We start from the raw sequence: 21,175 nt of genomic DNA, 5'->3' as shown, positions 1-21,175 counted from the left end.
GTTATTAAAATATTTATCATTATAGATTATCACGTCTGGTATTTTTTGTGGTCTGTTAAGTGACTAAAATCACCTTTTTTATCTTGTACTTTTATTCAGTTGACTCAAGTGTGTTGTTTGAATGCATATCCCTAGGGACAAATATGAGTGACAAATATCAGAAACAAAAATGCGCAGCCTAAGCTACGCATTAATATAATAAGGTTACTGTATATTACTTACCACGATGTTTAATCGATAACCCTTTTACAAAATTACGTAACACTTGATCGCCGCAGGTTTTATAGTTTTTGTGGTCAGGGTTACGAAATAGTGCGCCAAGCTCAGATTTTGACATGGCAAAATCGGCTAGGGCTAAGGTGGCTATGATGTCTTCTTCACGCATTTCTAGGGCAACGCGTAATTTTTTAAATATTAAGTTATTGGTTAATTGCTTTAATGGTGCTGGCACTTCAGTACCGGGTTTTAGACCACGATTATTGATAATCAATCCATCTAAAAACTGACACATTAATTTGTCATTACACGCTTGATAACCTTCTTCGTCCTCTTTTTTCAGTAAGGCAATAATTTGATCTGAGGTGATTTCGGTATTAGCTTGGCTGAAAATGTTAATCATTTTGGCGTTTGAGTAGTCAAACACAAAACGAATACGGCGAAGAATATCATTGTTAATCATAAGGTTCTCTGGCGCGGCTGCGCATGTTTGGTTTAGGTCAAGTGACGAATGACTATTATAACGAGTTATGCGCGAAGCGTCAGATTATTCGTCAGTTTTTAATTGATTTCTTATGGCAAAGCGGATTTTGTCATGCAAACCAAATACGCGCTCCATGTTGTTTAGGTCCCATGAGGTGTTTTCTAAAATCACTACGCTTAATTGCGTTTGTGGGTAGTAGAGCATCAGGCTAATGTAGCCGGGCAGGTAACCTGTATGGCTGTATTCAACCAGGCCTGCATTCTGGCTAATTTGTAAACCATACCCGTAACCAAGTTCGCCCCATCGATGTGGCCTTTTGGCACTAGGTGATGTCATTGCTTTTATGCTGGCAGAAGATAAAAACTGGGGTAAGCCTGAAATAAATGCAGCAATCCCTTGGCTAGTGGCCTGCATGGCGCCAAAAGCAATTAAGCCATTATCTATGGTGAGCTCATCTAACAGCACTTGTTGCTGTTGCTGCTCCATCAATCCGGGCACGAGTCGTGGCTGCTTTGCATATAGTTCAGTGATTTCACCTACGTCAGCGCTTATATCGAGCTGATATTGCTTAGCAAATTGGTTTACCAGGTCAGAGTAGGGCATTTGATAGCGCTGGCTCAGTATATCGCCAAGCAGTTTGTAGCCGTAATTTGAGTAACTAAACTGGCTGCCTGGTGTAAATTGCAATTGTGCATGTTGCTCCGCAGATGTTGGCGGGAGTATGCCTGAGGTGTGATTAAGTAATTGCGCGACAGTGATCGGTTGTTTGGTGGTGATATTAAGGTGATCGCTAATGTTATCGCTTAATGATAATTTTTGTTGATCAACCGCGCGCATAATTAGCGTGGCAGTAATGGTTTTAGAGATGGAGCCAATGAGAAAGCGGCTGTCAGCGCGAATGCCATCTCCTTTGGCCAAGTCGACATAAGTTTGCTGGCTGTCGCGGATTAATATATTGCCTGTAAAGGGTCTTGAGCCCTGATCGACTATTGTTTGCACATCGGCATTAGTTAGGGTTAACCCCAAAGCAGATAAAGGTAACAGGTTTAGGCTGAGTAATACCGCAGCTTGCTTTAACCTTTGTTTGACGCGGTTTATAACCATCATTTTAAAAACATCACTTTGTTAAATACCAATAAATAAACAGTAAGGCAAAACCGACTAAATACACTAGGCCAAGCCAGGATAGTGCCACCATTGCTGAGCCATAGCGATGTTGTTTTGGGAGGTTATCACTCACCATTAAGCGGAAGTTTAACCAGGCAAAAATCACTGTGGTCATAAAGGCTAGGATCATCACAAACTCAAGCAGTGGCAGTAACGCGCCTTTAAAAAATAAAATCAGTAACAAGCCTAAAGCACTCACCGCTAGCATGACTGGGGTTAAGTAGTTGCGTGGCGATTGGCTATTAGATAGCAATTTCCACCCCATATCCAGGGTGCGGCTGTAGCCATCGATAACAGTGACTGTGGTGCTAAAAATACATAAAAACGCCACAATTCCAATCAAGTAGCGGGTTTCGTTGCCCATCACCTGGCTATAGAGGGTGATGAGTTGTGAGGCAAATACCGCCCCAGAATCTGAGAAGCGCTCGCCACTGCCGTGCATCACTAATGCGCCCAGGGCTAAAAACACAATCGCCAATATTGCGGTGGTGACATACCCTAGGTTGAAGTCGAAAATTGCCTGTTTTGCTGTTACGGTTTGGCTTTTGCGTTTTTCAACTAGCCATAAGGAGTTCCAAGCACTGACTTCAATTGGGGCTGGCATCCAGCCCATCATTGCCACTAAAAAACCGACATAAGCCCATTGCCAGGGAGACTCACTGACCGATGGCGTAGCAAAGCCGGTTTGGTGATTAAATGCTAATGCAACGGCGATGAGTGTGGTGAGCGTGAGGGCAAGCATAATCACTTTTGTGAGTTTATCGAGCAGTTTGTAATGGCCAAATATCAGTAACGCCAGCGAACTTAGCAATACGATTAGGGCTAATACATCAATTGAGAGCGGAATAAACTGAGTTAGCATGGCGGCCGTGAGCATGCATACCCCTGCTGTGCTGGCGATAGCGGCTATGATGTTTAACCCAGTAAACAGCATTAAATACCCTCGGCCTTGTTTTTGGTAACCCTGGAGTAAGCTTTCCCCTGTTGCGGCGGTATAGCGAGCGCCTGCGGCAAAAAAGGGATATTTTAGAATGTTGACCAACAATATTAGCCAGGCTAATTGCCAGCCAAACTCAGCCCCTGCACGTGTCGATGCGACTAGATGTGATGCCCCAATGGCGGCTGCTGCCATTAAAATACCAGGGCCGGTTGCTTGCAAAAGACTCTGCATTTGTGCAAAAAATGAAAGGGAATTTTTGTTGTGATTCATGATTAATAGCAAATGCCTATTGTCGGTTTTTAGGTGTTAATGCTTGTTCAATTCGCAATAGAGTGGCGTTTATTTGTTGTAGATTTTCCACTAATAAAGCATCTAAAGCGGGTGGCTGCGAAACGTTTTCTTTGCGCTGATTTAATAATGATTTTTGATATAACACCCGCTCTCTAAATGCCTGCACATCAACCACACCTACCAGATTAATTAATGCACCATGGCCAGATTGCCCTGCGGTTTCAACGGTTAACTTGTGTATGCCAAATAAGCGCATTAAAGGGCCTTGAATCAGCGCCATGTCGGTGATTTTATCCAAGGGTATGGTGTTTTCAGTTCGGGTTAATAAACCTTTGCGCACAATGAGTTTTTGTTCGGTTAATTCGGCGCTCATGTTGGCAATATACCGTCTGACCGCCCATAAACCCAAAGGAAACCACAATAATAACAAGGGAATGCCAACAATACTGACGGTAAAAAACACTGCACCAGACACCAGCCAGTATAGGCCTAGGTTTGCATGAAAGTGTGCACTAACTTGCTGTTCGTCTGCCATAAAGCCTTCTTGAGGTAAGAATTAAAATTCACTTTTTTTACTTAAATATTCTTGATTAAGTATTTGGTTACATTTACATTACAGCCTTGTTTTGACAATGTGTTGACATTGTTAAAATATAACTTAACATGAATATGCAAATAAAAAAATCCAACAAAGTCGTATGCGGTAATTTAGATACCGCAGTTTGCAGTAGTCATGGATATAAAACAATAAATTAACGTTAAGGATGATCATGAAAAAACCTAACCTATTACGCAGCGCTTGCGCTATCGCTGTTTCACTTTCTTTAGCCCCTATTTCACTTGTTGCACAAGCTGCTGATGAAGCTCAGGCAAAAGTTGAACGTATCGAAGTGACGGGATCTCGTATCAAACGGACTGATATTGAAGGCCCTTCGCCAGTACAATCGTTAAACAAAGAAGACATTGCTAACATGGGCTTTGACAACCTACAGCAATTACTTGAGCGCATGCCTGCTAACGGCTCTGGCGCATTTTCTACTCGTGGTAACAGCCAAGACTCTACCGCAAACGGTGGCGCGTCTATCAGTTTACGTGGCTTAGGGCCTGATGCGACATTGGTATTAATTAATGGTCGCCGAGTTGGTGCAAGTGCCTTTGCTGAAGGTATTTCAAACTCGTTTGTTGATATTAACAACATTCCAGTGTCTGCCATTGAGCGTATCGATATTTTAAAAGATGGTGCGTCAGCTATTTATGGTTCTGACGCTATTGCCGGTGTGGTTAACATTGTATTGAAAAAAGACATTGAAGGTCTTGAAGTTAACCTAGGCTACGGCGATGACAGCGGCACAGGTTATGACGAAACCACAGCAAGCCTTGTATGGGGCGTAAAAGCTGATAAAGGTAGTGCATCAGTTATTTTAGATTATTTTACTAACGGTACTTTGTCTGCCGAAGACATGGGCCGTTTTGGTACCGCTAATCAATCACCTTATGGTGGTGAAGATTACCGTTCATCACGCGGATTCCCTGGGTATTTTTATGTAAATGGCGTAAAAACCATTGACCCTGATTGCCCAGCCGACAGCGCAACGGCAAGTGGTAGTTGTTTGTTTGATTACGGCCCATACAATTTAACCATCCCAACGGCTGAGCGTGTTGGAGCTATTGGTCAATTTGATTATATGTTGGGTGAAGATTTAACGGCATTTTTAGAGTTGTCGGTACAGCACAATACCTCTGAAGCGGGCGGTGCACCAACGCCGTTAGATGAAGATGCCGGTTTAACCGTTCCAGGTACCCACCCAGATAACCCATTTGGACAAGATATTGATATTGGCCGTTATCGTACGGTAGATGCTGGCGCACGTCGTTGGGATATCGAGTCAGATACTATGCGTATTGTTGCTGGTCTTCGCGGTGTGGTAAACGATTGGGACTGGGAAGTGTCAGCTCAACGTGGCCGCAGCGAATCAACCCAAACAGGTGACCGTTCACAAGGCTGGATAAGAACAGATTACCTACAAGCTGAGATTGATGCTGGTAACTACAACCCATTTGGCGGCACCATTAACTCACAAGATGTGATTGACCGTATTACAACCAGCCTAGTTAGACAAGGTGAGTCGAACATTACCTCTTATGATGCCAGCATTTCTGGTCATGCATTTTCTATTGGCGATCGCGATATTATGATGGCCGCTGGTGCTGAATACCGTGAAGAAAGCGTTAGCGATATTCCGGATGAGCAGTTCCAACGTGGTTTGATTTTTGGTACTGAGGCCATTTCGGCGTTTGGTTCACGCGATCAACATGCAGCTTATGTTGAGTTATCTATCCCTGTTGCTGATAACTTTGAGTTACAACTTGCTGGCCGTTACGACAGTTACAGTGACTTTGGCTCAACGACTAACCCTAAAATTGCTTTCCAATGGGGTATTAGTGACGAGTTAACCGCTCGTGGTTCTTGGTCAACTGGATTCCGTGCTCCTTCACTTGCGCAAATCGGTTTAGGCCCATCTGAAAAGAGTGATTTTTTAGTTGATAGCTATCGCTGTGCCGCTGACAACGTTGATTGTGAGTTATTAGATTACAACTTTATCTTTGCTGGAAACCCCGATCTTGAGGCTGAAGAGTCTGAAACTTGGAACGTGGGTATGATTTGGGCACCAAGTCAGCAATTTGATATTGGGTTTGATTTATTCAATATTGTTCAAGATAACAAAATTGACTCACTGCAAAACCAAGATATTTATGATGAGCACTGTGGTGACCAAAACAGTACTGTTTGTGTGCGTAATGCTCCACAAGCAGGTGAAACCTTTGGTACGATTGATGTAATCAACTCAGGCTTTGTTAACATTGGTTCGCAAGAGGTTCAAGGCCTTGATTTATCAACTCATTATGGCCTTGAGTTAAATAGCTATGGTGATGTTAAGTTTGGTTTAGAGTACAGCTATTTAATCAGCTTCGAAAAAGAAGTCGATGGCACAACGATTGATTACACTGGCGAGTATGAGTACCCAGAGCACCGTTGGTTAGCAACAACTAACTGGATGATGGATGACTTTGCCGCCAACCTAAACCTAAGTTACATTGGTGAGTTTGAAGACTACAACCAAACTCGTACCGTTGACTCGCAATTGTTAGTGGATATGTCTGGTTCGTATCGCTTTAGTGACATGGTTAAGTTGACCGTGGGTGTTAACAACGTGTTTGATGAAGACCCATCATTTGCTATCGGCGATGGTGATGCTGACCTTTACGGTTATGCAATGGGTGTACATAACCCACTAGGACGTTTCATTTATACTAAAGTCTCGATGAACTTCTAAATGTAAAACCACTTTACTGATAAAAGCCACATAACACATGCCGTGTAATGTGGCTTTTTTATTGGTTTTAATCTGTTGAATTAAAAATAACACCATCATTTGCAGTGGTATTACTTGTGCAGCACTTAACTTTCAGGCGAGTATGATTGTGAGTTCAAGTGACACATTATTTTCCATAGTCAAACTTGTAGAACATGGTCTTGAGCTTAATCATGGAGGAGTCGTGCAATGCGTTTTAGTTTGTATCTATTTGCCTTTAAACATCATCAAGTTGATTATCGCAATGGTGACGAGTTAGCCAGTACGCTGTCGGCGCATGAAAATATTAATATCGTTGAAGCAAGGCGTTTTGACTATCAGCATGAAGACGGCGGCCGTGCTTTATTTAGCATCGCGGCCGACGAAAACGTGTCGAGTATTGATGTTACTGTTTTTCAGCTGACTAAAGGGTTAACCGATTACTTATTTGAGCTACAACAACAATGGCAATTAGTGCTGATTGATGTACAAGGTGATGTTAAAACATCAAATAATGAAGATGAACACCCAATTATCTTTGTGCTGTCTCAAGCAGACGTTGAACACCTTCCTAGTGATTATCATTCACCGCGTTGCGTACTTGAAAATAAAGTCATGCTATACGATTACTTATCTACCTCGTTTACTGCTTGGCAGCGTTATCGCGATCAAGTTATCGGCAGGGGTAACTCTCAGCTTATTGATGACAGCAAGTGTTTATTCGAACTGATTGTTGCACCACTACCGTTAATGTTACGTCAGCAGCTTTGGGCCAAAATTCAGCCTAAGTTAGTTGAGCATGGCGTTGAGGATGCTTTTCATGATGTGTTGTCATCATTAGATGCGCAGTTAAATGGCCAAAAGCAGTGGGTATGGTTACAAGTAGATGTGCGCGATCATAATGAAGTGTTATGGCAAGCCAAGGCTATTGCAAAAACGTTAGATTTAGGCGAGTTCATTGATGATGAGCGCGGTAAAAATGATTTGCTGGCCGACTCTGCCTGTTTGCATGCCTTGTCTGGATTTGATTTATGGCTGAGCCAATTTGGGCGATCATTTATTTTGATTGAAAATGGCGATACCTATTTCGGTTTTGTCGTAGCTGATGAAGATGTCGACAATACGCTCGGGTTATTTAAGCGACTATCGTTGAATGGACAAGCTATTCGGCACATAGCCGATGATTATGCCGCAGCGGTGAAAAAGTCGCTTGATGAAGCCAAAGCGATGGCGACTGAGAAGGGATTAATTAGTGAATTTCCGACAGATTACCCAATTTTAAAACAAGATACTGCTCAATCTGGCGTGATGATTATTCCTCTTGAGGTAAGTAAAACATCGTTGAAAAATAGCGTGGCAGAACAAGCTAACAATGCTTTAGCGTTAGGCAGAATACCATTGATTTGTTTATCAGCACCTTGGTGTGAACCTTGCCAAGATATGTTTGTTGTATTGCATCAACAAGGTGCGCAAAGTGTGATGCAACAGATTGCAATAATCCTATTGGATATAGAAGATTGGGGCGCACATTTAGGCAGTATTGATATACAACCTAGCTGTATCCCTGTGTTTTTTGATGTCAATGTAGATGGTAGTGCAGGCAATAATTCGGTTAATGGTAATGCTTGGGGAGAACCTGCAGATGCTATTGAAATAGCAGGTATTTTACGTGAGACCTTTGGATTACATTAAGCGGATTACATCCAATATTTAGCGGCCAATAAAAAAGGAAAACCTATGGTTTCCTTTTTTATTTTATGGCGTAGCTAAACGTTACACTAATTGAGTTGCAGCCCATTTTGCACGGCTTTCACGACTCTCGCTCATGCCGTTGTCTGCGCGGTAAGCTTTATAGGCTTCGGCATCAAGTGCCACTAAACTTACGTCAACCTCAAGTACTAATTTACACTCTTTTTTAATGCGCCATGCAGCTGTGCTATAGAGCTCTGTTAATGGCAGTGTGCTTAAAAACTCAGGATTATACTGGGTGTAAACCGCTTGAGTTGGGTATACCACAAAGGCTAAACGGCGTTTAGGCTCTTTTTTGAACAGCTCTTCAATGCCGTCTGTGGTGTTGAGTACTTGCATTTCGATGATGTCATCTATGTCGAGTAGCTTTTTTTGCACAGGTACTGGCGTGTCTGTTTCACCGGCTTCCCATGCTAATACGTCTTGGTGAGTGGTACTTGTGATGCTAGCAACTTGCTCAGTGGTTAGGCCCAAAGATAAGCGTAAATATTGCATTTCAATGGCGTTCAGGCCAGTATTTTTAGACATGTTTATTCTCGTATTCATTATATTGTGTATGTTTTTGGCGTGGTGGCCGTTTGGTTATTGTTCTAGCCAAACATCTTCTATCCAATCCCACAGTGACTCCCAGCCTTCTTCGCTAAAGTCGCCATCTTCCCAAAACTGCACTTCACCTTCTTCATTGATGCAATAAAAACTTTCGCCAACCTGACAAATGGCGATTTGGTCGCGCGGCATACCAATTGACCAGGCATAACTGGTGACCTCTGGTAGGTAGGTGTGTGAGTATGGATCGGCAACGGTGACGGGCTCTAGGGTGCCGTAAATTACGTCACTGGCGTATAGCAGGTATTCTTTTAAATCATTGGGTAGGCCAATAAGAATTTGTTCTTCAACTTCAACAATTTGTTCAAATGTGGGCAGCTCAAGCGGAACGGGTACGGTTTCGCTTAATTCTTGCAATTGATCAATAATTTCGTTCATGTCTATGTCCGGCAGGAAGCTCTTTTGCGCGAGTATAGCAGATGTGGAAGACACTGAGTTTTTTCGGATAAAAAAAAGCGCTCAATGAGCGCTAAAGGGTGGAAACGGTAAGCCATGGGGGTGGTTAAGCTGCTTGAGTCGATGGAGCAGCGCTTTGGCGTTTATAGTACAACCAGGCTTTATGATATTGCTTATGTGAATCTTGGCGCAATTTAGCAATACTGGCATGCTCAATGTCGTTTAATGCTCTTTGCTCTGTTTTGGCCTGTAGTTCAATGGCTTGAATTTGCTCATATACCTGGTGCTCTGGGCCACTTTTAATCTCGGCGATATCATTTAAATGAAACTGTACCTCAACCACCATTTGGCTTTTTGGGAGTTTTACCAGCACGTTTAAGTCGCGATACCCTGAGGTTTTTGGCTCAGCAAAACGGTTTTTTAACTGCACGACATCGGTCGATTTGCGCAATTGTTGGTAACTGGTTAGTAAGCTATTGACATCATTGGCGATCACACTTGCACGTGCGATATCGGTTAATAGGCTGGCATCGCCGTTAAACTTTAATTGCACTTTTTGGGCTGCGCGAGCATAACTTTTGGTTGCAGGAATAATCGCAGAGGTATAGCTGGTTTGGTTGATATGCGTGAGCAGTTCGATTAGTTCTTGCTGGGCTGCTGGAGCCCGTGCCATTAAGCTGTCTAAGTTTTGAGTGTCTTGTTGTGCAAGCCCGGTGGTTTGCTCGCTTAGGTTAATTAATTGCTCAATGTCATTGTGTGATTTTTGGCTGAAGTCTGAGGGCTCGGCGAGCTTGTTATATTTAATCTCATTGGGTTGAGCAATTGCGCCGCGGGTAGACAGTAAAATTAAGAAGATAAAAAAAGTACGAAATAACTTATTCATTGAATAGCTCCAGCGTAATGTCTGTGGAACCACTTTACCGTTTTTTGGCTGAATAGGGGCTAAATGAACAAGGTTTAATTATACCGAGGATATGGTTAGCGATTATGGGTGTATGTACATATATATCAGTGGTTTAATTTATTTTGTTATAAAAAAAGGGCATCAAACGATGCCCTTGTTGTGTGTAAGTGTGACCTAGGTCAGCTTTTACATGGTTGATTACCAGATTTTAACGCGGTTTTCTGGAGCGATGTACATCTTGTCGCCTTCTTTCACGTCGTAAGTGGTATAGAACTCAGGCATATTTGACAATGCGCCAAGTGCACGGAAGTGGCCTGGTGAGTGCGGATCAGTCGCTACGCGGTTACGCATGGCTTCTTCTTTCATTTTTACTCGCCAAATTTGAGTAAAGCCCATAAAGAAACGTTGGTCGCCAGTTAAGCCATCAATTACTGGTGCTTCTTTACCGTTAAGTGACATTTTGTAAGCTTTATAAGCGATGGTTACGCCTGATAAGTCACCAATGTTTTCACCTAATGTTAGGCTTCCGTTAACGTGTAGATCGTCAAATACTTGGTAGCCGTTGTATTGTTCAATTAGGGCTTTGCCTTTTGATTCAAATGCTTTTAAATCAGACTCAGTCCACCAGTCGCGTAAGTTGCCTTCGCCGTCAAACTTAGCACCTTGGTCGTCAAAACCGTGGCCCATTTCGTGACCGATCACCGCACCAATACCACCGTAGTTTACTGCGTCATCCGCTTCTAGGTTAAAGAATGGCGGTTGTAAAATCGCAGCAGGGAACACGATTTCGTTCATGGTTGGGTTGTAGTAAGCGTTTACGGTTTGTGGCGTCATGTGCCACTCGTCTTTATCAATTGGTTGACCCAATTTAGCGAGGTTTTTGTTGTGCTCAAATATAGCTGCACGTTTAGCGTTACCCACTAAATCATCTGCTTTAATGCTGAGTTTGCTGTAGTCATCCCATTTGTTTGGGTAACCAATTTTTGGGTTAAACTTAGCTAATTTGTCTTTTGCAGCTACTTTGGTGTCAGCGCTCATCCAGTCTAGTGAGTCAATGCTTGAACCATAAGCGCTACGAAGATTTTCAACTAACTGCTCCATGCGAACTTTTGCTTCTGGAGCAAAGTGACGCTTGACGTACACTTTACCTACTACTTCGCCTAGGGTGTCACTTACTGTGCTCACACCACGCTTCCAACGCGGCTCTTGTTCTGCTTGACCATTTAAGGTTTTAGAGAAAAAGGAAAAGTTTTCATTGTCTAATGCTTCAGACATGTTGCTCGCATTGTGAGTTAAGGTCATCCAGGTTAGGTAGTTTTTCCAGCTATCAAGACTGTTGTTCTTGATCACTTCGCTTAACCCTTGAACATAGCTTGGTTGGTTAATAATGATATCTGTTTGCTTATCACCACCCACAGCTGCTAAATAGCCATCCCAGTTAATCTCTGGTGCCAATGTAGGCAAGTCTTTAACCTGGTATAGGTTATAGGTTTTGGTGCTGTCGCGGGTTTCAACTACGTCCCAATGTTTTTCAGCAATTTGGGTTTCGAGTGCAAGAATGGCTTCTGCATTAGCCTTAGCGTTAGGTAAACCTGCTAGGTTGTACATTTTTTCAATGTGTTCAACGTAGGCTTTACGGATGCTAACAAAGCGCTCTTCTTGGTTAAAATAGTAGTCTTTTTCAGGCAGGCTTAAACCATATTGCCAGATGTGAGTGGCATAACGGCTAGAATTTTTGGCATCGACTTCAACATAGAATGCTAATGGAGTGCCGCCGCCGTTGGCTTGGTTTTCACCAAAAAATGCGGTTAATTCGTTTTTGTCTTTTAATGCAGCAATTTTGTCTAACTCTGCCTGGATTGGTGCAATACCTAGTTTATTTAAGGTTTCAACGTCCATAAATGAGCGATATAAGTCAGCCACTTTTTGCTCATCAGTGCCGTCTGCTAAATCAGGGGTTGCACTTAAATCTTCGATAATAGCTTTAACATCATCACGAGCGTGTTCACGTAAGTCATAAAATGCACCAATGTTAGTGCGATCGCCTGGGATTTCAGCATTCTTCATCCATGCGCCGTTTACATACATGTAAAAGTCGTCTTGAGGGCGAACTGACTTGTCGATGTTGTCAAAAGTAATGCCTGAGGTAAGTGCTTTTTCAACGGCAACGGCTGCAGCTGTTTTGGCCACGTCTGCTGCTGGGGCGACTACGGCTTTGTCATCACTACAAGCACTTAGGCCTGCAATTAACGAGGCACATAAACCTCCAATTACTAATTTTTTCATTGTGTTTCCTTTGCTTTAAATTTAGGCGCCTCGGGTTCAGGCGTGTGAGCATATTGTATTTTTATTATGTCGTTAGCTTTAAAATGGGGATTTGTGCTTACCATTTTTTGTGGTGATTTTGTCACCTATATCGCTGACGATTTTTTGTGAAGACTATGTTACGGCCATACTTGCCTATAAAACAAGGCACTTTTGGTCGTTTTTGCCTGATATGGTAAGGGGATGTGTAACTAAAAATTACGTATAGGGCAAAAAAAGCGTGGATTGATTTCTATTTAACCTTAATAGGCCGCATAATAGCGCCATTATCAAAAAGTGAGTGTGTATTGTGCGTTTAGACAAATTTATCTGTGAAAGTACCGAGTTAACCCGTTCATTGGCCAAAAGAGCCCTGCATCGTGGTGATGTAACCTGTGATGGCGAGGTGGTTAAAGATTCTGGTTTTAAGGTGTCACCACATATGGATGTGCGCTTAGAGGGGCAGTCTATTAGCATTGTGGGTGAGCGTTATGTGATGATGAATAAACCCGTGGATACCATTTGCTCAACCATTGATGAGCAATACCCATCGGTATTAAGTTTGATGGACATTGAAAAAGTCGACACATTACATATTGCGGGGCGACTTGATGCCGATACCACGGGGTTGGTGCTTATTACCAGTGACGGCCAATGGTCGCATAAAATTACTTCGCCCAAGAAAGACTGTGGTAAACGGTATTTAGTGGAGCTTGCCGATCCTATCGATAACAGTTTAGTTTCGGTGTTTGCGAACGGCATTGAACTGCGTAATGAAGAAGGACTCACTAAGCCTGCATTGCTTGATATTATTACGCCGACTCAGGTGCGTTTAACCATTAGTGAGGGTAAGTATCACCAAGTAAAACGCATGTTTGCTGCCGTTGGCAATAAAGTGGTTAACCTGCACCGTGAAGCGGTAGGCAGTATTGAATTAGATGCTGATTTAGCGCCCGGAGAATGGCGTTATTTAACCGATGATGAAGTGAGTTCAGTAAAGTAATGCTAGCCTGGTTAAGCGAACTCTCGTTAAGGTTAATCTTAATCTGTAACAGCGTTGCTCAGCGATATTAGTGTCATGTACTATGCCCTGCGAGAGCGATGCCCAGCGATAGCGATGTCACTGGGCATTTTACTGTATGGCATTAGTCAACGGATGTAATGGTATTACTTCACGCTAATGCGGCCGCTGATGGTGTTGATATTGACCTGGCCGTCTCCTGATAAGCTTTTAAATTGTAAACTTTGGCTTGAAGAGTATTTTTGTTTTAATGGTTTGTCGTCTGTTAATTGATTGTCAATTTTGCCGCCTGGGCCGCCGTCTATCATAAAATGAATATTGGGAGCTGCGTTAAAAGCCATTGTAACGTTGCCGCTAATGGTTTCGAGACTGCCTTTACTGAGCTGTGCGCCGAGGTTGAGATTTGCATCGCCACTGATGGTGACCAGATTAATCTGGTTTAATTGCTTTAGCGTCGCCTCGATATCGCCAGAAACCTGATCAATGCTCACTTGTGTAAAGTCGCTGTGAGTCTCTAATTCGCCACTGACTAGTCTAAATTCTGCCTCTCCCTGGCTTTTGTTGTCGTTTATATCCCCTGATACGGTTTCTAGATTGATTTTTCCGCTTAATTGTTCGCTATTAATGTTGCCCGATACCGTGGTCAACTTGTTGCTGCCACTCAGTTGTTTGGCCTCGATATTACCGCTGACTAATGCGATGGCGATTTGGCCGCTGAGTTTAGACAGGGTAAAGTCGGCAGATACGCCTTGTGCGTCTAAATTTAGCTGTGCGGGCAAATAGATGGTTAATTGTGAGCCTGGTTTATTATTGCCTTGATAACTGCGCGGCAGCTTGTCTTCAATCACGACTGAATTGTCTTTTACATCAAATATAAAGCCTTCGCTTAGTTCATCAAGTTCGCCTTTAACTTGGATGCTGTTTTTGTCCCAACTCACAAACGCCACATTGCCACGTTGTACTTTGATACTGACGTTGGGGTTAGCTGAAACATCTTGCTGTTGGTCGACCGGCTCTGCTGCAATCGTTAAAGCGCTTATGGCCATTAGTGGCGCTAACAATGCGTATTTAATGCTGCTCATAGGGTATTTCCTTGTGATGGGCGTGTGTGGGTAAAAGGCAATTTTTGCCCTTGTTGTAATAAGGTGATTTGACGCTGCATTATCCAGCGCCATAATTGCCAAAGTTGTTGGTTAGTCGGCTGTTGGATTAAGGCTGCTTGCACTTGAACTGAGGCACTTTCTAGCTCTGCAAGCGCCTTGGCAATGTCAGTTTGAATATGTTCATTTTGGTCTGCTGATAACTGCCAGCTCACGGTATATTGATTGCTTATAAAGCCATCTAACTGACTTTGATGAGTTTGGGCAATTTGGTTTATCAAGTCTATTAAGTGATTATCGACTTCAACTGATGCAGCGGTGCCTGTTGTCGCCATGCTGACATTTGCCGTTTGCACCTGAGTTGGCTCTGTATGGTCGCGCCATTGCGTTAACCATAATATTGAACACACTACCAGTGTTGCAGCTATGGCCCATAAGGGGCGAACGACACTGTTATGATGCGTTTGTGGCGGCGTTAAGTGTGGCTGTATGCCATTCCATAAGTCAGTGGTTGGCGCAATCTCAGGTGGTAACGTGCCAATTAAATGGTCTAGGTCATGCTTTTTAGCGCTCATGCAAGCATCTCCTGTAGTAAATGTTTGGCATTGTGATATTGCGCCTTACTGGTGCCGACGGCAATGTTCAATAGTGCTGCTATTTCGTTGTGTTGATAACCTTCAATGGCACATAACACAAACACAATGCGGGTTCGTTGCGGTAATCTGGCGATACATTTGTCGAGCAAATGATGATCGGTTAACTCGACGATGGGCACGTCTAGATGGGCGACATCTTCTGCAGGTAAAAAGCGTCGCCATAACGATTGTTGTGCCTTGAGATCATTAATCGCCTGGCGAACACATAATCGATGCAGCCAGGTGGTAAATTGGCTATCGCCGTTAAATTGCGCCAACTTTTTCCATAAGCGAATAAAACATGCCTGGGTCATATCGTCAGCCAAACTGGATTGGCCACTGAGCCGAAAACAAATGGCGTACACTCGCTGGTGGTGCCGGCGATACAGTTGTTCAAAGGCCTGCTGACACCCGGTAGTTGCAATGGCGACAAGTTGATTGTCGTCTAGCTGCGCAAGGTGATTTATTGGCTGTGAATTGTGCTGATTGATACCGGCATCCTTAATGTTCCAAACTGTCGATTATGATTGTGTAGTTATTTGACAGGTGCAAGTCGGTAAAAGGTTTATATGGAGGTAAAGTTTTTTCTTCAGTGTGGATATATAGCGAATGCCAGAATTTTTTGACACCGTGAACAACCTTGAAGAGATGGTGATTTAAGGCTTATAGCAGTTAAAAAAATGGCCTAGCAAATTTGCGAGGCCATTTTTCACCATTTTTCACCATTCTTAAGTAATAGCAGAGGCTATTTGAAAGTATGCGGGGTAATTACAAGGTAACGGTATTTACACCATCTGGTGTGCCAACGAGTAATACGTCTGCGCCGCGGTTTGCAAATAAGCCGTTTGTTACTACACCAACAATGGCGTTAATTTTAGTTTCCATCACTTTTGGATCTAAAATTTGCATGTTGTAAACATCTAAAATCACGTTACCGTTATCGGTAATAACGCCTTGGCGGTAGACTGGGTCGCCACCTAGCTTAACTAACTCGCGTGCCACATAAGAGCGAGCCATAGGGATAACCTCAACAGGTAAAGGGAAGTTGCCTAAAATAGGCACCTGTTTGGTGTTATCAACAATACAAATAAATTGTTTAGCCACGGCTGCAACAATTTTTTCGCGAGTTAATGCCGCTCCACCGCCTTTAATCATGTCCATGCGGTCGTTAATTTCATCTGCGCCGTCTACGTATACGTCAATAGAGTCAACACTGTTTAGGTCGAACACTTCAATGCCGAGTTCTTTGAGTTTTTTGGTTGATGCTTCTGAGCTTGATACTGCGCCTTCGATGTCGTCTTTCATCGTGGCAAGCGCATCAATGAAGTGATTTACGGTTGAGCCTGTGCCAACACCGACGATGGTGTCTGGTTTGACATATTGCAACGCTGCCCAGCCTGCTGCTTTTTTCATTTCATCTTGTGTCATTATGTGGTTCCTGTTGCTTGATAGTCAGAAATCTTAATTGAATTGGCGCGATTATAGCGCACATTAGTGTTTAGGCATTTGCTATGCATCATAAAAATGTGCATTTTTGTATGCGCTTAATACCCTTATGTTAATGTCGCTGATGAATTTTTTTTCTAACCTTACATCCATTACATAAGCCTTAACGGTAATGGTTTGTTGGTATTGGCCAAACGAGAAGTCATTGCCTAAATTAACTATGATGGGCTTATTTAAAAAAGTATAAGGAGAGCATTGGGTTGCCTCCCTTGCAAGTGCAATGGCTTTTTTGTGATCAACAAGGATAGGCAGGGTAAATTTAACCACGACCATTTCATCTAGGGCACCGCTATTTGCATTAGACACGGCTGTTTTTAACGCTTCAGCGTTAGGAACCATAATGGTGTTGTCGTCAAATGTACGTAGCCATGTGACGCTCCATTCTAGTTTTATTACTTCGCCGTAATGGCCTGCTAGAGTTACCATATCGCCCACCCGATAAGGCGGATTAATCATAATAATAAAGCCCGCAATCATATTTTTAGCGGGTTCTTGAGTAGCTAATCCCACCACAATACTAATAGAGCCAACCACGGCGAGAATAAGGTTTTCGTGAGGGTTTATGATGCCAACAATGGAGTAAATAATTACCGACAACCACACAAATAAACGCACAAATGGGTAAGCTCTATTCCAAATTAAGCGGTATTTAGGCAGTGCTTTGCTTAATTGGTTTAATAAAAACTCGATAGCAACTAACAATAACCAGGCAAACAGACACAACAAGATAATGCTGGCAATTCGGTCAAACGATATGATGGCTAGAAATGCTTGTAGAGCTTCGCGTGAGTCGTCCATGTTGGCCTCGTTTAATTAAACAGTTTATTGTTATTGACTAGGTGACTGGCGATAATTTTTGATAATGCAGGTGTAATAAAATAAAAGTGCTGGGCAAAGTCTTGTTGTGAATATTGAGCAATAATTAAGCCCTGACGTGCCAGGTAAGCCAGTTGTAAACTGCTTTGTTCAATTGTTTGGGCAAAAATATGCGCGTGTTGTGCGACCCGCAATCCGCCATGAACGTATATCTCAGCCAATGAAAACAAGTCATTGTCTTGACACAACTGCAATGCCGATGAATTGATTTTACAAATACAGTGTGTACTGCTGTCGCCGTTACTCGACTCAGTATTGGTTTGTTGTTGAAACGAATATTGCAATAATAATATTGCGAGCGTCGGATGTCCCTGACTGATGGTGTGCAACTGCTTTAGTTGATCATCAAACGGATTCATGGCTTCATCTGTTTCATGTGCTGTGTGAGAGTTTTTAGATGATGTTTTAGCAAGACGATGCTCTGCAGGGGGAGCGACTTGTGTATCGTCTTTGCTAATTAACCCTAGGTTGACCAACTGTTTTGTTTGTATGCTGGCCAGTTCTTTGGCGCTGAAATAGTCGACAGTGATAACGTGCTTAATAAATTGGGTTATTTGATATTGCGCACTGAGTCGTTGCCAGGCAAATTTTTCACAACCCAAAATCCAACAGTGATGTTTGCGTGTTTCCATTACTATGGTGGCAAAGGTCACTAATGCTTGCGCATTGCCCATCATCCTCAGCATCAGCTTGTGTAAATCATCGATAACAATTAACTGTGCAGGTAGCTGGTTGATGGCGAAAATAATATCGGTAATACTGGTGTCTGTTAGTGTTGTGGGGGGCTTTATACCAAAGCAATAACACACATTTGCAATTGCGTCGCTTGCCGTTAGTGGAGCAAGATAAAAGCTCATGATTAGCCCATTTTTAGGCAAGGGTTTCGCTGTTGATTCTGGGTTTTCGGGCTCAACACTGTTAGATTGCACTAGGCTAGGTAATTGACCTAATAATGTAGACAACCCTGCGCCTGAGGGCGCTACAATGGCACTTATTTCACCGTGATGATTACGCCATAAATTAATCACGTCAGTGAGTTGTGCTATTTGGGAACTGCGGCCAATGAAGCCTTGCTCTGTGAACACAGGCATGGATGACACTGTGCTATCAAGGTTTTTTGGGGTTGCTTGCCCTTGATATTGATTGGCGATAGTTAACAGTGAAATCAGCCCATTTTGTGCGTCATCTGACTCAGTTTTAAGGCTTGCTTTTGGGGCGCGAAGTGTATTGAACCATTGGCTCAATTTATTTAAAAAACGTAAGTTAATATCCATTTACACTCTCTTTTTTATCGCGTGATTTAATCTTAACATGAAGTAAACAAAAAGCGTTATGTGTGGCGATAATGGAATTAAGTCATGTATCAATTAACGTTGTCGAACAAGCTGTGGTTGCTGAAACGAATAAATATTAGCCATAGCTAATGCTTTTGCTTTGATCTGTGTTAATAACTTGCAAAAAAATTACTAAAAACCCATTCATAATGACTATTTATCTATTGTTGAGCTAAGCCTTTATCGTATACTCAATGCATTATAAGGTTTGTTTTTTTCAAGTGAGAGTCATGAAGCTCCGTTTCTTTTTAGCCTGTGCTTTATTGTGTTCAACTACGTTAAGCAGTTCTGCATCTTTTGCAGCCACAGCAGTACAAGGTAGCCCACAACAAGAATTAGCCTCAAGTAGCGCTATGTTAGTTGATTTAGCCACCAACGAAGTGTTATATGCCAGTAATCCTCATCAACCGGTCCCAATTGCTTCGGTTACAAAATTAATGGCAGCAATGGTGACGTTAGATGCCAAATTACCCTTAAATGAAAAAATATCGGTTAAGATCACCGACTCACCTGTAATGCGCAATGTGTATTCGCGAGTGCGTTTAGGCAGTGTAGTGACTCGAGAGACAATGCTGTTATTGACGTTAATGTCGTCTGAAAACCGTGCTGCGACTTCGCTTGCTCATCATTATCCTGGTGGATTTAAAGCATTTGTGCGCGCAATGAATGACAAAGCGGCAGCACTTGGAATGAAACAAACCCATTATGTCGAGCCAACAGGTTTATCTCCTGATAACGTATCAAGTGCCAATGACCTGATTATATTATTAAAAGAAAGCCAAACTTACCCCATGTTAGGCAAGCTTAGTTCTACCCCAAAAAAGCATGTGATTTTTGAGTCGCCTCGCTATGCGTTAGATTTTCAAAATACCAATAAGCTGGTGTTTAAAAACAATTGGAATATTGCCTTAACCAAAACAGGCTTTACTAACAAAGCTGGGCACTGTTTAGTTATGCTAACTGAAATGAATAAACGTAAAGTGGCGTTTGTGGTGTTGGACTCATTTGGTAAGTACACCCATATGGCAGATGCGAGCCGATTAAAAAATTGGCTAGAAACAGGACGAACAACGCCAATCCCTGAGTCGGCAAAAGCGTACAAAAAACAGCGTCAAGCCGCGCAACAAAACAGAATTTAACGACGATTAGCAAAAAAGCCCAGTCATTTTACTGACTGGGCTTTTTTTTATTAACAATCCCGTCAACTTGCTGATATGGCCAATATCAATGATTAGGCCGGCAAACTACAGAAAAGTACCTACTTTTTTATTGATAGTGAAAGCCTTACACTGCAACGATTGAAAGAGTGGGAGGTTAACATGTTAAACATGGATTTTAGTCAGCGAGTGGTGATAAACACTCATGAGCTTGAGTGGCAAAAAAGCCCCGCACCAGGTGTGTTTCGTAAACGCCTTGCGCGTGAAGAGGCCGAGCGAGGCCATGCGACCAGTATTGTTAAATATGAGGCTGGCGCTAAGTTTAACTCTCATCCTCACCCATTAGGTGAAGAGATTTTAGTGCTCGATGGGGTGTTTTCGGATGAAACGGGCGATTACGGTGTCGGTACGTATTTACGTAATCCAGAGGGGGTTGTCCATGCGCCATTTAGTGTAGGCGGTTGTACATTATTGGTTAAGTTGCATCAGTTTCAACCTACTGACTCGCAACAAGTGAACATTGATACTCATAGCGCCAAATGGCTGCCTGGGCATGGTCAATTAAAGGTAATGCCATTGCATCAGCATGGTACAGAGTCGACCGCACTAGTAATGTGGCCTGCTGGAACTCATTTTCAACCGCATCGTCATTTTGGTGGTGAAGAAATTTACGTCATCAGCGGTGAGTTTATTGATGAGTTTGGCCGCTATCCTGCAGGTACCTGGATCCGCAGCCCGCATTTAAGTCAGCATAACCCGTATGTTGAACAAGACACGCTGATTTTAGTGAAAGTCGGGCATTTGTAATTTTACGCGTTAATATTGTTAATACGCCCTATTTGGCGCGGCTCAATGTTATTTATTTTTATGCGATTAATGCATCAATGGGTACTTAACACAGGGCGACCGCATGAGTGATTAAATTTCAAGCAAACTGGTAAATCCTGCCCTTAACACTTCTTCTAAATACTCAGGTTTCATCCATGCTCGTTTTTGTTTCATCGGGATGCTTCCCTTAGATGATTCTGAGCGGAGCATATTTAACGATAGTTTGCGTAATAATGACCAATTCTCTGCTGCATGATTTTGATAAATCTGGCAATGGTCTTCACCCATTGAAGCATCCAAAACCCAGT

Annotated in this window: 20 protein-coding genes; 5 read left to right on the top strand and 15 right to left on the bottom strand. The window is 42.7% G+C overall.

Annotation, left to right across the window (positions count from 1 at the left end; all coding sequences use genetic code 11):
* Nucleotides 1–214 precede the first annotated feature (214 nt).
* From IEW93_RS07180 to IEW93_RS07165, 4 genes are all read right to left on the bottom strand, one after another.
* Complete coding sequence (locus tag IEW93_RS07180; RefSeq protein ID WP_188738445.1) at nucleotides 215–679, bottom strand: YehS family protein; 465 nt, start codon at nucleotides 677–679, stop codon at nucleotides 215–217.
* Between the two features lie 84 nt (nucleotides 680–763).
* Complete coding sequence (locus IEW93_RS07175; protein WP_188738443.1) at nucleotides 764–1,807, bottom strand: serine hydrolase domain-containing protein; 1,044 nt, start codon at nucleotides 1,805–1,807, stop codon at nucleotides 764–766.
* A gap of 10 nt (nucleotides 1,808–1,817) precedes the next feature.
* Nucleotides 1,818–3,077, bottom strand: a complete 1,260-nt coding sequence (locus tag IEW93_RS07170) for an Nramp family divalent metal transporter (RefSeq protein ID WP_188738441.1) — start codon at nucleotides 3,075–3,077, stop codon at nucleotides 1,818–1,820.
* 16 nt (nucleotides 3,078–3,093) lie between these two features.
* Nucleotides 3,094–3,633: a PH domain-containing protein gene (locus IEW93_RS07165; protein WP_188738439.1), complete on the bottom strand. Its 540-nt coding sequence runs from the start codon at nucleotides 3,631–3,633 to the stop codon at nucleotides 3,094–3,096.
* Nucleotides 3,634–3,868: 235 nt separating this feature from the next.
* On the opposite strand from IEW93_RS07165, the gene IEW93_RS07160 reads away from it, so the two are divergent.
* Nucleotides 3,869–6,433 carry a TonB-dependent receptor gene (locus IEW93_RS07160; protein ID WP_188738437.1) on the top strand — a complete coding sequence of 855 codons (2,565 nt, stop codon included), beginning with the start codon at nucleotides 3,869–3,871 and terminating at the stop codon, nucleotides 6,431–6,433.
* A gap of 228 nt (nucleotides 6,434–6,661) precedes the next feature.
* On the top strand, nucleotides 6,662–8,143 hold the full coding sequence (locus tag IEW93_RS07155) for a hypothetical protein (protein ID WP_188738436.1): 1,482 nt from the start codon (nucleotides 6,662–6,664) through the stop codon (nucleotides 8,141–8,143).
* Between the two features lie 81 nt (nucleotides 8,144–8,224).
* Here the strand turns inward: IEW93_RS07155 and IEW93_RS07150 are convergent, their stop codons facing one another.
* The 4 genes from IEW93_RS07150 to IEW93_RS07135 all read right to left on the bottom strand — a co-directional run bounded on the left by IEW93_RS07150 (nucleotide 8,225) and on the right by IEW93_RS07135 (nucleotide 12,392).
* Nucleotides 8,225–8,728, bottom strand: coding sequence for a DUF4447 family protein (locus IEW93_RS07150; protein WP_188738435.1), 504 nt, complete (start codon nucleotides 8,726–8,728; stop codon nucleotides 8,225–8,227).
* A gap of 54 nt (nucleotides 8,729–8,782) precedes the next feature.
* Nucleotides 8,783–9,184 carry an SMI1/KNR4 family protein gene (locus IEW93_RS07145; protein WP_188738433.1) on the bottom strand — a complete coding sequence of 134 codons (402 nt, stop codon included), beginning with the start codon at nucleotides 9,182–9,184 and terminating at the stop codon, nucleotides 8,783–8,785.
* A gap of 124 nt (nucleotides 9,185–9,308) precedes the next feature.
* Nucleotides 9,309–10,085: a nucleotidyltransferase family protein gene (locus tag IEW93_RS07140; protein ID WP_188738431.1), complete on the bottom strand. Its 777-nt coding sequence runs from the start codon at nucleotides 10,083–10,085 to the stop codon at nucleotides 9,309–9,311.
* Nucleotides 10,086–10,304: 219 nt separating this feature from the next.
* Complete coding sequence (locus IEW93_RS07135) at nucleotides 10,305–12,392, bottom strand: M13 family metallopeptidase (protein ID WP_188738429.1); 2,088 nt, start codon at nucleotides 12,390–12,392, stop codon at nucleotides 10,305–10,307.
* A gap of 328 nt (nucleotides 12,393–12,720) precedes the next feature.
* On the opposite strand from IEW93_RS07135, the gene rsuA reads away from it, so the two are divergent.
* The gene (gene rsuA / locus IEW93_RS07130) at nucleotides 12,721–13,413 is read left to right on the top strand and encodes a 16S rRNA pseudouridine(516) synthase RsuA (protein ID WP_188738427.1); all 693 of its coding nucleotides are present in this window, start codon (nucleotides 12,721–12,723) and stop codon (nucleotides 13,411–13,413) included.
* A 164-nt stretch (nucleotides 13,414–13,577) separates the two neighbouring features.
* Here rsuA and IEW93_RS07125 read toward each other — a convergent pair whose 3' ends face one another.
* From IEW93_RS07125 to IEW93_RS07100, 6 genes are all read right to left on the bottom strand, one after another.
* Nucleotides 13,578–14,513, bottom strand: coding sequence for a DUF4097 family beta strand repeat-containing protein (locus IEW93_RS07125; RefSeq protein WP_188738425.1), 936 nt, complete (start codon nucleotides 14,511–14,513; stop codon nucleotides 13,578–13,580).
* Complete coding sequence (locus tag IEW93_RS07120; protein ID WP_188738423.1) at nucleotides 14,510–15,106, bottom strand: hypothetical protein; 597 nt, start codon at nucleotides 15,104–15,106, stop codon at nucleotides 14,510–14,512. The genes IEW93_RS07125 and IEW93_RS07120 overlap by 4 nt, the downstream gene beginning before the upstream one ends.
* The gene (locus tag IEW93_RS07115; RefSeq protein WP_188738613.1) at nucleotides 15,103–15,657 is read right to left on the bottom strand and encodes an RNA polymerase sigma factor; all 555 of its coding nucleotides are present in this window, start codon (nucleotides 15,655–15,657) and stop codon (nucleotides 15,103–15,105) included. The genes IEW93_RS07120 and IEW93_RS07115 overlap by 4 nt, the downstream gene beginning before the upstream one ends.
* 277 nt (nucleotides 15,658–15,934) lie before the next feature.
* Nucleotides 15,935–16,594, bottom strand: a complete 660-nt coding sequence (rpiA, locus tag IEW93_RS07110; RefSeq protein WP_188738421.1) for a ribose-5-phosphate isomerase RpiA — start codon at nucleotides 16,592–16,594, stop codon at nucleotides 15,935–15,937.
* An 81-nt stretch (nucleotides 16,595–16,675) separates the two neighbouring features.
* Nucleotides 16,676–17,470 (bottom strand): mechanosensitive ion channel family protein, encoded by a 795-nt coding sequence (locus IEW93_RS07105; protein ID WP_188738420.1) that lies wholly within the window; start codon nucleotides 17,468–17,470, stop codon nucleotides 16,676–16,678.
* An 11-nt stretch (nucleotides 17,471–17,481) separates the two neighbouring features.
* Nucleotides 17,482–18,822, bottom strand: a complete 1,341-nt coding sequence (locus tag IEW93_RS07100) for a P-loop NTPase family protein (RefSeq protein ID WP_188738417.1) — start codon at nucleotides 18,820–18,822, stop codon at nucleotides 17,482–17,484.
* A 290-nt stretch (nucleotides 18,823–19,112) separates the two neighbouring features.
* Here IEW93_RS07100 and pbpG point away from each other — a divergent pair, with 290 nt between their 5' ends.
* Nucleotides 19,113–20,021: a D-alanyl-D-alanine endopeptidase gene (gene pbpG, locus IEW93_RS07095; RefSeq protein ID WP_188738415.1), complete on the top strand. Its 909-nt coding sequence runs from the start codon at nucleotides 19,113–19,115 to the stop codon at nucleotides 20,019–20,021.
* A gap of 180 nt (nucleotides 20,022–20,201) precedes the next feature.
* Nucleotides 20,202–20,846, top strand: coding sequence for a cupin domain-containing protein (locus IEW93_RS07090; RefSeq protein ID WP_188738413.1), 645 nt, complete (start codon nucleotides 20,202–20,204; stop codon nucleotides 20,844–20,846).
* Nucleotides 20,847–20,957: 111 nt separating this feature from the next.
* Here the strand turns inward: IEW93_RS07090 and IEW93_RS07085 are convergent.
* The coding region (locus IEW93_RS07085) for a transposase (RefSeq protein ID WP_373284890.1) at nucleotides 20,958–21,175 on the bottom strand (218 nt) is incomplete at its 5' end.

Origin of the sequence: Shewanella inventionis, assembly GCF_014641855.1 — a bacterium.
GTDB classification, from domain to species: domain Bacteria; phylum Pseudomonadota; class Gammaproteobacteria; order Enterobacterales; family Shewanellaceae; genus Shewanella; species Shewanella inventionis.
Note: the sequence above shows the minus strand (reverse complement) of the source record. Positions and strands in the feature narration are given on the sequence as shown.